At 33.1% G+C, this 764-nt stretch carries 1 protein-coding gene; it reads left to right on the top strand.

What is annotated here, in order from left to right; all coding sequences use genetic code 11:
• Positions 1-48 precede the first annotated feature (48 nt).
• On the top strand, positions 49-426 hold the full coding sequence (locus ARSQ2_RS11710; protein WP_181995390.1) for a DUF4832 domain-containing protein: 378 nt from the start codon (positions 49-51) through the stop codon (positions 424-426).
• Positions 427-764: the final 338 nt, after the last annotated feature.

Here is a 764-nt window from a genome sequence, read left to right as displayed (position 1 = left end):
CGACTTTAAAATGATTACAAGTAATTACTCTATATCAGTAAATTTATATTGGAGAAAAACATATATTTTGTAATCAAAATTAAGTCGCTTAGCTATATCTGTGACCGGGATTATTTTGGGGATCAAACAAAGGAAAATTATATAACAAGAAGCGACTTTGAATATATTAGAGATCATCTTGGCTATAGGTTGACACTTGAAGAAGCGGCTTACCCATTTTTTGTTAAAGTCGGTGATTATTTTGATTTAAAGTTTAACCTAAAAAATTATGGTTTTTCCCGACCAGTAAACGTGAGGCCAATTGCTATTGTGTTACTCGATGAGCAACATGAGATGAAATGGCAGTTTTTTTGCCTGCTGGTGCTGAGATGTGTGCTGCGGGTAGGGGATATACATTTAGTATTTCCTGTCAGGTTATTAATATAAAAAGTGGAAAACATTTGCTAGCGTTATGGTTACCCGATGAAAGTCTTATGTTAAGAGATGATGTCAAATATGATATACAATTGGCAAATGGGGGAAGTAATTTCAGTTTAATCGTTACCGATAAACATCGTTTTAATGTTTTTGCTACCATACCAGTTATTGAGTAAAACTCAGCTAGTAAATTGAGGGCGTTAGCCAGTTTTTAGCTATTAATGTGTTTTTTCCATTCAGTTATAGATAAGCGACTTAATTTTGATGACATTATTTATATGAGCTATTCAATTGATTTTAGAAGTAAAGTGATGTTTACGATGGAAGAAGAAGGGTTGAGTATCCGA

The sequence above is a fragment of the Arsenophonus endosymbiont of Bemisia tabaci Q2 genome, from assembly GCF_902713415.1.
Lineage (GTDB): Bacteria > Pseudomonadota > Gammaproteobacteria > Enterobacterales > Enterobacteriaceae > Arsenophonus.
Note: the sequence above shows the minus strand (reverse complement) of the source record. Positions and strands in the feature narration are given on the sequence as shown.